The 11,587-nt window shown below is 52.0% G+C and carries 9 protein-coding genes; 5 read left to right on the top strand and 4 right to left on the bottom strand.

Features of this window, described 5'->3' with window-relative positions; all coding sequences use genetic code 11:
* Positions 1-57: 57 nt before the first annotated feature.
* Complete coding sequence (locus tag ACFPMF_RS23430) at positions 58-915, bottom strand: RpnC/YadD family protein (protein ID WP_379849672.1); 858 nt, start codon at positions 913-915, stop codon at positions 58-60.
* 182 nt (positions 916-1,097) lie between these two features.
* Between ACFPMF_RS23430 and lpdA the strand changes: the two genes are divergently transcribed.
* From lpdA to ACFPMF_RS23415, 3 genes are all read left to right on the top strand, one after another.
* Positions 1,098-2,498, top strand: a complete 1,401-nt coding sequence (gene lpdA, locus ACFPMF_RS23425) for a dihydrolipoyl dehydrogenase (RefSeq protein ID WP_379849670.1) — start codon at positions 1,098-1,100, stop codon at positions 2,496-2,498.
* A gap of 207 nt (positions 2,499-2,705) precedes the next feature.
* Positions 2,706-4,391, top strand: a complete 1,686-nt coding sequence (locus ACFPMF_RS23420) for a hypothetical protein (protein WP_379849668.1) — start codon at positions 2,706-2,708, stop codon at positions 4,389-4,391.
* A 470-nt stretch (positions 4,392-4,861) separates the two neighbouring features.
* Positions 4,862-5,656, top strand: a complete 795-nt coding sequence (locus ACFPMF_RS23415; RefSeq protein ID WP_379849666.1) for a Rossmann-like and DUF2520 domain-containing protein — start codon at positions 4,862-4,864, stop codon at positions 5,654-5,656.
* Positions 5,657-5,662: 6 nt separating this feature from the next.
* Here the strand turns inward: ACFPMF_RS23415 and ACFPMF_RS23410 are convergent, their stop codons facing one another.
* Positions 5,663-6,874 (bottom strand): AGE family epimerase/isomerase, encoded by a 1,212-nt coding sequence (locus tag ACFPMF_RS23410; protein ID WP_379849664.1) that lies wholly within the window; start codon positions 6,872-6,874, stop codon positions 5,663-5,665.
* A 105-nt stretch (positions 6,875-6,979) separates the two neighbouring features.
* Here ACFPMF_RS23410 and ACFPMF_RS23405 point away from each other — a divergent pair, with 105 nt between their 5' ends.
* A complete protein-coding gene (locus tag ACFPMF_RS23405) occupies positions 6,980-7,534 on the top strand; it encodes a KdsC family phosphatase (RefSeq protein WP_379849662.1) in 555 nt (184 codons plus the stop codon).
* Positions 7,535-7,545: 11 nt separating this feature from the next.
* On the opposite strand, the gene ACFPMF_RS23400 is transcribed toward ACFPMF_RS23405, so the two are convergent.
* Positions 7,546-8,364, bottom strand: coding sequence for an aminotransferase class IV (locus tag ACFPMF_RS23400; RefSeq protein WP_379849660.1), 819 nt, complete (start codon positions 8,362-8,364; stop codon positions 7,546-7,548).
* A 69-nt stretch (positions 8,365-8,433) separates the two neighbouring features.
* Positions 8,434-10,101 carry an energy-dependent translational throttle protein EttA gene (gene ettA, locus ACFPMF_RS23395; RefSeq protein ID WP_379849658.1) on the bottom strand — a complete coding sequence of 556 codons (1,668 nt, stop codon included), beginning with the start codon at positions 10,099-10,101 and terminating at the stop codon, positions 8,434-8,436.
* 71 nt (positions 10,102-10,172) lie between these two features.
* On the opposite strand from ettA, the gene ACFPMF_RS23390 reads away from it, so the two are divergent.
* Positions 10,173-11,543, top strand: coding sequence for a DUF349 domain-containing protein (locus tag ACFPMF_RS23390; RefSeq protein ID WP_379849656.1), 1,371 nt, complete (start codon positions 10,173-10,175; stop codon positions 11,541-11,543).
* The last annotated feature ends 44 nt before the right edge of the window (positions 11,544-11,587 follow it).

Raw genomic sequence — 11,587 nt, 5'->3', positions numbered from 1 at the left:
CGAATGCAACAAAAAAGCGGATGCATTCATCCGCTTTCCCATCGTTATTAAAACCGGCTATACGCCTTTTTGTTGTACGTCAAGCACCAGCTTGACGGGAACATCCAATAATTCGGCAATTTGCTCGGGGGATAAGGTTTTTTTACGAAGTACGGAAAGAATAAGCGTTCGTTGCCCTTGCTCGTTACCAATCTTAACGCCATTTTCCATCCCTTCCCGAACGCCTTCTTTCAGCCCTTCCTTAATCCCTTCCTCACGGCCTTTGATGTATAGCCGGTCGATGGTGATGTCGAATCCGTGTGCCATGGTTTCTGCTTCTTCTGAAACGATTGATTGAAAATTACGGAGTTGTGACAAGATTTCCAATTGCCGAATAAATTTGCCCAACTGGAAATGGTCGGGGGCCCTATGACGTAGTTTCTGCAAAATATAATTTATGACCTCACGCGGTTTTTCCTGTTCGAGGTTGGCTAAAACCGTCAAAATCAGCTCTTCCGGTTTATCCGAATCCATAAACTGCCGGTACGGAATGTCGCTCAGATTAACGAGGGTGTATCCGTATGTTAACAGACCGGTTTCTAATAAAACGGGCATTTTAGCCCGTCCCTCCCCAATGTAAAAAACGTACTGCCGGACCAACAGTTTGTGCTTTCGCAGCAGCATGGCGGCATATTCCAGCATCCGGTAGACCATATCGGATGCATCGGCGGTCTGAATCTCGATGTGCAGAATATACGATTCACGGCCGGGATCAACCACTTTCTTTAAAAAATCCGGAATCCGTTCGACGGTTCGCTGCAGTTTCTCCGGCAGATTTTCAAGGTGCTGCGGATTGAGCCCCACGGTTTTGCGCACCAGCGGCAGAATGATTTCGGCCAGGTTTTCCCGAAAGATCTTATCGTAATCCTGCGGCATACAAGCGAAACGGCAGTGGTGTTTCTCCCTTAGACGAAAACCGGCCCGGAAAGTAATTCCCGGAAAAATGGCAGGATGGACAAGCCGGTCGGAATGAAGTAGGTAAATCAACTTTTCAAACTAACTTTGCGTTCCCCTGATAGAGTTAGGTCAATACTACTATTCATTAATATTCCTCAACTATGGCATCACAATATGATGTAATTGTTCTCGGCAGCGGCCCCGGTGGCTACGTCGCTGCTATTCGTGCGTCGCAACTGGGTTTTAAAACCGCCGTTGTCGAACGCGAAAGTCTGGGTGGAATCTGCCTGAACTGGGGTTGTATTCCTACCAAAGCTTTATTGAAGAGTGCGCAGGTTTTTGAATACATTAAACACGCTGAAAATTACGGTATTACCATCAACGGCGAATCGAAACCGGATTTTCCGGCGGTGATTAAACGCAGCCGGGGTGTGGCCGACTCCATGAGCAAGGGGATTTCCTTCCTGATGCGGAAGAATAAAATCGACGTGTTACTCGGCAATGGTAAAGTAAAACCGGGTAAGAAAATCGACATTACCGATAAAGACGGAAAAACCACCGAATACGAAGCCAAACACATCATCATTGCCACCGGTGGCCGGGCCCGCGCGCTGCCCGCCGTACCCATCGATGGCCAGAAAGTGATCGAATACCGCAAGGCGATGTCCCTGGAAAAACAGCCCGAATCGATGCTGGTGATTGGTTCCGGGGCCATTGGCGTTGAGTTTGCGTACGTGTATGCGTCGATGGGGACGAAAGTGACCATCGTCGAGTTTCTGCCGCGGATCGTACCGGTCGAAGACGAGGAAATCTCGAAAGAACTGGCCAAGAATTACAAGAAAATGGGTATCGACATTTACACCAGCTCGGAAGTAACGAAGGTCGATACGAGTGGCAAACTCAGCAAAGTATACGTTAAAACGCCGGATGGCGAGAAGACGTTTGAAGTTGAAACCGTGCTGTCGGCGGCTGGGGTTGTCGCCAACATTGAAAACATTGGTCTGGAAGAAACCGGCATCAAAACCGAGCGCGGGAAAATCGCGACGGACGACTATTACCGGACAAACGTTGAAGGCTATTATGCCATCGGCGACTGTACGAAAGGGCAGGCTCTGGCGCACGTTGCTTCCGCCGAAGCCATCATTTGCGTGGAAAAAATCGCCGGTCTGGACCATGTCGAACCGATGAACTACAACAACATTCCGGGGTGTACGTACTGCACACCGGAAATTGCCTCGGTGGGCTACACCGAAGCGGCCGCCAAGGAAGCCGGGTACGATATTCTGGTGGGTAAATTCCCGCTGTCGGCTTCGGGCAAAGCCAAAGCCGCCGGTGCACCGGAAGGCTTTGTGAAAGTGATTTTCGACAAAAAATACGGCGAGTGGTTAGGCGCTCACTTCATCGGCTACAATGTGACAGAAATTGTCGCCGAAGTAGTCGCTGCCCGTCGTCTGGAAACCACCGGTCACGAAATCCTGAAAGCGGTTCACCCCCACCCGACCATTTCGGAATCGATCAAAGATGCCACGGAAGCGGCTTACGGCGAAGCAATTCACCTCTAAGTCAAGGCAATAGCGTTTGGTTTTACGGAAACCCCGCAGCGGAAGTTGCGGGGTTTTTACTTTTACGATTCAGGCGGCAAAATGCGCAGTTGATAAGGCCGAAATTCCGTTTGCTGACAAGTCTGCTTTTCTCCGGCGTCGGGTCGTTTACTTTTGTCGTACGGTTTTTAAAACCGGCGCAGTAACAACAAATACGACTAAACGACCATGAAAAAACCAGTACTGATCTGGTTGGCGGTTACGTGCTCCGTAGCGGCCAATGCCCAAGACCTGATGACCGGCCCGCTGGCTGGTGTCTCGACGCAACTGCAACCCGTCAAAACCGGCAATGCCCAGTTTATTCAGAAAATAGAAGCTTCCCAGCCGAATTACCGGGCTACGTTTTCCGTCACAAAAACCAGCGATAAAGGCAAAGGCGACGAAAGCACCTACTTTCTGAACCTGTCGGATCTGGACATTTCGACGGTGACGTATAAAGTAGAACGCGACGTCATTGCGGTCATGGCCGATACCAAACAGCACCGCAAATTTGTCCGCTACAGCGAAAACGGCGAACTGAAAAACCTGACGGATCGGGTGAAGCTCTATGCCGATAATCCGGATATTGCCAAAGCCCTGGTCGAATCGCTGAAAAAAGTGATTCAGGCGGCTGAAAAGTCGTACAAACCCACCCGGACACCGGACACGCTCGACGAGTTGCGGCAGTGGCTGAAAACCAATATCGGGAACGAAGCGATCGGCTCCGACAAATACGAACAAGCCCTGACGTTCGACTATGACAATCCGTTGCGGGCGGTTTTCCGCCGGAGCGAAGTGGGCGCGAAAGGGTCGGCCTCTTCCGAAACGTTTTCGTTCAACCTCGGCGATCTGGCGCTGGAGGGGCTGCAAATTGAAACAAAAGGCAAGCGGCTGGAGTTGTCGCTGGTCACGCAGCAGAAACAGAAGCTGATGGGCTATGCGAAAGATGGCAAACTGGACAATGTCGTTCATACATTCGAAGTCATCAGCGGGGATGCCGACAAGATTCGGGATATCGCCGGAGCCTGGCGCAAGCTGATTCCGCTGGCCGTCAAACAATTGGAGTCGCGCAAACCGGTTTTTGCCACTATGCCGGTTGCCCAGAAATACCTGGAATCAAGCGTAACGTCCGCCAAAACCAACGACCGCACCATCGAGCAGGCGCTAAAACCGGATTGCATCTGTACGTATACCCGGCGCGAAACATACAACAAGAACAATACCGAAGAGGTCTACGAGTTTAATCTGGCCGATCTGGCCGAGAAAGGGGCCAAACTGGGTGTCGATAAAGAATTGTATACCATCGAGCTGAAAACCCGCGACAACCGCCGGTTCATCGGGTATACCAAGAACGGCGTTCGTCAGAGTTATGTATCTACCCTGGAGCTGGCAGCCGACAACCTGGAGAATGTCCGGTATATGTCACAAGCCGTGGAGAAAGCCGTTCAGTTGTGCGCCCTCTCCCGGAAAAGCCCGGTGCCGACCGGCAGCCAGCAGGCCCGGCTGGACTGGATCAAGGAACAGTTGCCGAAAGATCTGGGCGAAAAAGAACCAACAACGTACGCGTTGGCTACCGATAACGGTACCTGCGACCTGAAACTGACGGTGACGCAGGGCGGCAAGAAAACATCGGAACTCGTATATGACCTGGCCTTGAAAGACCTGAACGCCGATGCGACCAACTTCGATGTCGATGGCAAGAATGTCTACGTCAGTCTGGTGACCAAGGGTAAAGAAAAACTGGTGAAAACGCATAAAGACGGGAAGCCTTCCGATTATGTCCACACGGTAAAAATTCAATTGGGGGATATTGAAAAAGGCCGTTACGTGGCCGAAGCCTTCAAGCAGTTGATTCGCAACTGTGTCTCGAATTAAGTTTAGTTAGGTTAATGGTTGGAACCCGCAGCGCTAGAAAGAGTACTGCGGGTTTTTTGTTGCAAAATGACAGCCATGTCCTAGTGCTTACGATAAGTTTCTGATATTCATTGGTTTGTGAGCTAGTATTATTTGGTGTTTGTGCATCTAACAGTGTTAAATTGTTTTTACCAACCTACCATGAACAACTTCTAAAAGGAAAAGCCGGGGGCAGATGGTACGGATAAACAAATCGTTTCGCCGGAAAACCCGGTTTTGATATGGCCTTCTATTTACGGCAATGGCCGGAAAACTAACACTGTTAGATGTGCAAGCAATTTGCTTTTGGCCCTTCATTCAGGCAGTATACCCGGGTCGGGCATGTCATAGACCGCCAGGATCAATTCTTCCATTTCCCTCTTCCAGTCGATTAACGCCGAAAAAACTGCCGGATTCGTTTTTTGTTTGCGTTCAGAAAATATCTTTATCGCATGAAAATATCCTTTATTGGCGCCGGAAATCTGGCCTGGCACCTGGCAATGGCGTTCGAAAACGCCGGGCACGTCATCGGCGAAATTTATAGCCGGAATGCGTCAACGGCCCGGCAACTCGTTTCGATGCTGTACGAAGCCCGGTTGAGCACCGATCTGAATTTTGCCGAAAGCGAGGCCGAACTCTTCGTGCTGGCCCTTCCCGACGATGCCCTGGAAGAAGTGGCGGCTCAGTTGGTGTTACCCGAAAACGCCATCCTGGTGCATACATCGGGAAGCAAATCACTTGAGGTGCTACGCCGACTGATGGACATTTACAGCGATGTGCCGGTGCGGACGGGCGTTTTTTACCCCTTGCAAACGTTCAGCAAAAGCACCAAACCGCTCAGTTTTGACATTATTCCGCTCTGCATTGAAGCCAGCGATCCCGAAACCGAAGCGCAGTTGGTGACGCTGGCGCAGCAAATGAGCCAGATCGTTTATCTGGTGAATTCGCACGAGCGGAAGGTGCTGCACATTGCTGCGGTTTTCGCTTGTAATTTTACCAATTACCTGCTCGGTCTTGCCAAAGATCTGACGGATTCCGAAAAGCTGGACTTCGATTTATTGCGTCCGTTGATTGAAGAAACGTTCCAGAAAGCGCTCGACGCGAAGCACCCGGCCCTGGTGCAAACCGGCCCGGCCCGCCGTGGCGATCTGAACACGCTGAGCCTGCACCTGAATTATTTATCAGACAAGCCGGAGCTGTTGCAACTGTACCAGATGCTGTCCGATGGCATTCAACGACGGGGCTGACTCGGGTCAATGCGCCGGGCGACCCAGGCGGAGTTGGGAACCGGTTTTGGACGAAATGGCAGCGCATGTTTCCAGTGCCTGCCAGGTTTCATATAAGCCTTTAATCAGGTGATAACACCCTTTTTCCGGACTGGCTTTGATGGTTGAAACGGGTTGTCCTTTGCGGTCGAGCACGCCAAACCATTCTTTGTTGACGTTATCCGGGAAATGCTGCCAGGTGTAGTCATGGGCTTTTCGAAACCACTTCAGACAGTCGTTCTGGCGGGTATGAACGTAGCCCCGCGAAAAAATGGCCAGCGCTTCGGCATGAACCCACCAGAGTTTCCGGTCCCACTCGCTGTACATACTGGGCCGCTCTTTCAAATCAGCGTACTGGAAAAAACCACCTGAAGGCTCATCCCAGCTGATTTCGGCCAGGTGTAATGCCATCTGAACGGCCTGCTGGGCCAACCGTCGATTGCCGGTTAGTTCAGCGGCTTCGAGCAGGTAATTTGCGGTTTCAAAACCGTAGCCGCCGTGTAACCGCCGACCGGATGGGCTATCGCAGAAGTAACCACCGGGCAGCACCATTTCGCGCAAAACCGCAATGCGTTTGTCGAAAAACTCGTTCTGGATTTCGCTCAGAACCGCTTCGTAGGCCTGTTTGTAAAACTCCGGTTCCAGCAATGGACGGGTTTCGAGCAGGGCTTTCAACAGGCTCATGGGTTCGCGAAGGTGTTTGAGCTGCCGAAAACCGCCCAACTGATTTTCCCATGCTTCGCGTTGCTGCTGGCGGTGGTTGATCACATTCAGTATGGTTTGCCGGGCTATTTCCGCCAGGGCAGGTTCCTGGGTGGCCTGGTGCAGCTGGGCAAAAGCCATAGCCGCGGCACAGTCCGGCCCGATGGTTTCGGCGGGTGCTACGGGCTTTCCGCGCCGATCGACAACGCCTAGCCAACGACCTTCGGGCCGACTGGTTTTTTGCAGAAACCCGGCCCCGTATTGGGCGAGTTCGAGCCAGGCCGGGATGGCATCGACCCGGTTATACAGAAAAGAAAACGCCCAGATTTGCTGCGCCTGAAGCTGGATAACTTTGTCGGTATCGAAGACATCACCCAGGTCGGTCAGGGCATTGAAATAGCCTCCGCAGAGCGTGTCGCGGCTGTGTTTAGTCCAGAAAGGAATGATGGTTCGGAAAAGGCTCTCCTGATAGTGGGCAGCCAGCTTACTAAAATCCATTGAAATCCTCGGTATTCATCGGCGAACCGGCAAACTATAAGAAAATTGAAGCAAATAGAAATTAAACCGATTGAACGCGTATTTTCGTGATTCAACCACGGACCTATGACGGCTTTACAGGATCGATTCCGACAAATCAACACCTTTATTTTCGATGTCGATGGCGTGATGACTGACGGGAGCGTTAATGCGCTGGAATCGGGCGAGCAATTTCGCACCTTCAACATCCGCGACGGCTACGCCATCGAGCGGGCGGTTCATGCCGGTTATCGGGTGGCGGTTTTGTCGGCCGGCAATCAGGCGGGTGTTCGGAAGCGGCTGGAGTTCCTGAAAATCAAAGACATCTTCATGGGCGGCCCGGTCGACCAGAAAATCTACGCGTACCTCGGTTACCTGAATCGCGACCGGATCAACGAAGCGGAGGTGTTGTACATGGGCGATGACATTCCGGATTTGCAGGTCCTCTCCCGCCCTGCCCTGCTCAGTAGTTGCCCCGCCGATGCGGCCGACGAAATCAAGGCGGTTTGCGATTATATCTCTCCCCTACCGGGCGGCCGTGGGGCCGTTCGGGATGTGATCGAGCAGGTGATGAAAGCGCAAAACAAATGGCTGTCCTGGATGACCGATCCTGAGCCGTTTAAACTGCATAACGAGCGGTAGTGGCTTCGCAGTTACCAGTTTTCGATCAATTCATTAAACTCGTCCAGTAAAAACCGGCTTCGCTCGCCCGGTTTTCCGTCGCCTATGGTCAGGTCGCCAATCTGAACGATGGGCAACACTTTTTTCGTCGAGCTGGTTGTAAAGGCCTCGTCGGCATCGTAGAGATCGGACACTAAAACCGGCCGTTCTTCCACCTGAAAATCGTTCTGCGCCAGGTGCATCACCGTCCGGCGCGTAATGCCGTGCAGAATGTGGCGGTTGGGCGTAATCAGCCGATCGCCTTTGAAAAGGAAGAAGTTACTCCGGCTCAGTTCGCTGATTTCGCCGTTTTTGTGGTACAACACATCCGACGCCCGCGCCGACCGGATGGCCTGCGCCAGCAGAATCACCCGTCTGTAATCCGTACTTTTGACCTCGGCCATTTCCCGAACATATTCATCCAGAATCACCTTGATGCCCTCTTCGTACTGGCTGGGCGAACTGGGGTGTAGTTCTTCCGCCATCATCAGCAGGTTCGGATTCACCACGCTGATGCTGTCGGGACTGTAGCCACCCGTCATCACGAAGCGTATAGCCACATTTGGCAAGCGGCTTTTATCGACCAGTTCCATCACCACCCGGTAGGCTTCATCCTTTTGAATGGGCAGGCGCAGGTGCATTTTGGCGGCTGAATTGGCGAATCGCTCCCAATACCAGTCCCACTGAAAAGGACGGCCATTGTAGGTCCGGAAATAATCGAAAAGCCCAAAACCGCGTAGCAGTCCAAGGTCCGTCACGCCGAAAGCGATCTGTTCGACGGGGAGAATGGAGCCGTTGAAATAACCGTACATAGCTATCGTTTGAGGTTTAAGGGTTGCGGTTTAAGGCCGTCACCAACGTCAACCCTTAAACCGCAGCCGCTAAACGAGTTTCTTATATTTAATCCGCTTCGGGGTGGCATCGGTGCCGAGTCGTTTCCGGCGGTTTTCTTCGTATTCGGAGAAGTTGCCTTCGAACCAGTAGACCTGCGAATCGCCTTCAAACGCCAGAATGTGCGTGGCTACGCGGTCGAGAAACCAGCGGTCGTGGGAGATCACGACGGCGCAACCGGCGAAATTTTCCAGACCTTCTTCGAGTGCCCGCAGGGTGTTGATATCCAGGTCGTTGGTTGGTTCGTCGAGCAGCAGTAAATTGGCGCCTTCCTTCAGCATCATGGCCAGGTGAACGCGGTTGCGCTCCCCGCCCGACAGGTTGGCGATTTTTTTCTCCTGGTCGGAACCTGTGAAGTTAAACCGGCTGACGTAGGCGCGGGCGTTGGCCTGCTTGCCGCCCAGCATGATCCATTCGTTGCCTTCCGAAATGGTTTGGAAAACCGTCTTGTTCGGGTCCAGGCCGTCATGTTCCTGATCGACATACGCCCATTTGACGGTTTCGCCGACTTCAAACGTCCCGGCCTGGGGTTCTTCTTTACCCGTGATGAGTTTGAACAAGGTCGTTTTACCGGCCCCGTTCGGTCCGATAATTCCGACAATACCGCCCTGGGGTAGCTGGAAATTCAGATCTTCAAACAGCAGCCGATCGCCAAATGCCTTGGAAACCCCGTGGGCTTCGATCACTTTGGCACCCAGACGCGGCCCCGCCGGAATGAAAATTTCCAGCTTGTCTTCTTTCTGGCGATTGTCTTCGTTCAGCAATTTCTCGTACGCTCCCAACCGGGCTTTCGACTTGGCCTGCCGTGCTTTGGGGGCCATCCGAACCCATTCCAGCTCGCGTTGCAAGGTCTTTTGGCGCTTCGATTCCTGCTTTTCTTCTTTGGCCAGACGAGTTTGTTTCTGGTCGAGCCACGACGAATAATTGCCTTTCCAGGGAATGCCTTCGCCCCGGTCCAGTTCCAGAATCCAGCCCGCTACATTGTCCAGGAAATAGCGGTCGTGGGTCACGGCGATAACCGTTCCGGCATACTGGCGCAAATGTTCTTCCAGCCACAGAACCGATTCAGCATCGAGGTGGTTGGTTGGTTCGTCAAGGAGCAGAACGTCAGGCTGTTGCAGCAGCAGGCGGCAGAGGGCCACCCGGCGTTTTTCCCCGCCCGACAGGGTTGAAATTAGCGCGTCCGAAGGCGGGCAACGGAGGGCGTCCATGGCTTTTTCGAGCCGGTTATCCAGTTCCCAGGCGTTGAGATGGTCCAGCTTTTCCTGCACCTCCCCTTGTCTGGCAATTAGTTTATCGAAATCGGCATCCGGGTCGCCGAATGCTTCGTTGATCTGGTCAAATTCTTTCAAAAGATCCACCGTTTCCTGCACCCCTTCTTCCACGACTTCCTTGACGGTTTTGTTTGGATCGAGCTGCGGTTCCTGCTCCAGCATGCCCACGGAATAGCCCGGTGAGAACACCACCTCGCCCTGAAAATTCTTATCCAGCCCCGCAATGATGCGCAGGAGGGTCGATTTCCCGGAGCCATTCAAGCCTAAAACGCCGATTTTTGCACCGTAAAAAAAGGAAAGGTAGATATTCTTTAGGATTTGTCGGTTTGGCGGAATAATTTTACTGACACCCGCCATTGAGAATATAATCGTTTCCTGACTCATTGTTCTGGTTACTTTTGTAGGTGGCAAATATCAACAATTAAACCCATAGCTCAGCTTTAAAGAGTAAAATAATGGAACAAGCTCAATTGGTAGACGAATACGGTTACGTCAAAGACGGAAAGGTATTTTTGTCGAGCTACCTCAGCTATCCGGACCGGCAAATCGGTGAAGTGAAACGCACAGAACAGGAAGCGCTCGATTATTTCAAAAATCGGTTTACAATTGCCGAAAACAAGGTAAATCAGCTGGAGCAAGAAGTTCAGGAGGCTCAGAACAAAGGGTCGTACCTGACAAAACTCGTTCAACTGCGAAAAAAACTGCTTAGTTTCGATGCCATCGGCAACTTTATCCCGCTGCTGAACCGGCTCGACGAACTGGAAGAAGTGCTGGTCGAACTGATTCGGACCAATCAACTTAAAAATCTCGAAATCAAGCACGCGCTGCTGGCCGAAGCCGAAGCCGTGGCCGACAGCACCGAATGGAAAGAAACCGCCGAGAAACTTCAGGAAATCAAGCTGAAATGGATCAAAACCGGGCCGGTTGATAAAGAACTGGACGAAACGATTGAGACCCGCTTCAGCGAAACGCTGGACGGTTTTTTCCAGCGTCGGCGCGAATTTTTCAACGAGCAGAACAAGGTTATTCAGGAGCGCATGGATCGTTACGATCACCTCATTGCGCAGGCCGAACGGGCCGTTCGGACCATTTACGAAGCCGACCGGAGCCGACCGTTCAAACGCGACAACCTGGAAGGGGAAGCCCTCGAACGGGCCAATATCGCCGAAGAACGGTACATGAAAGTGCTGACGGAGGCCTATCACCTGATCCGGAACCTGAACAACGAGTGGAAAGAAGTGGGTGAAGTTCCGATCAAGAAATCGGGCAAAATTCTGAAAAAATACCGCCGGGCGACCAAAACCGTTTTCGATCGCTACAACCTGGCGCGGGGTATTCAGCCGAAAGTTCGGATCGACCCGCGGGTGGAGCAGCAAATGAAAATGGCCGACGAAGCCGAAAAACTGGCGAAACAATCGGATATTCCAGCGGCTGCTGATCGGGCCAAAATGCTGCTGAACCAATGGAAGGAAATCAAGATTCCGTTCAAACTGGTCGACAAAACGGTTTCGGAACGATTCCGCTCCGCTTGCGATAAAATTTTCGAACTCAATTACCTGGAACGCGTCATTACCCGCAAATACCCGGCATTTGAATTGAAAAGCCGCTCCGAGCAGTTGCGGACGAAAGTTCGCGAACTGGAGTATCTGGTTCGTCGCGAGAAAAGCGATCTGGCAATGGCCATGAGCAGCATGAACACGATGGGACGCCCGGGCAACGAGGAAGCGGATAAGATGATGATGAGCAAGGTCAACACCCAGAAGCGTAAAATCGCCATGAAAGAACAGATTCTGCTGGAGTTCAACAAAGAACTGAGTCAGTACTGAGAAGATAGAAGTAAGAGAAAAGACCAAAGACAAAGATTTCCAAG

Source organism: Larkinella bovis (assembly GCF_042655385.1).
Classification (GTDB): domain Bacteria; phylum Bacteroidota; class Bacteroidia; order Cytophagales; family Spirosomataceae; genus Larkinella; species Larkinella bovis.
The sequence above is the reverse complement of the archived record's forward strand: the minus strand, read 5'-3'. Positions and strand labels throughout refer to the sequence as shown.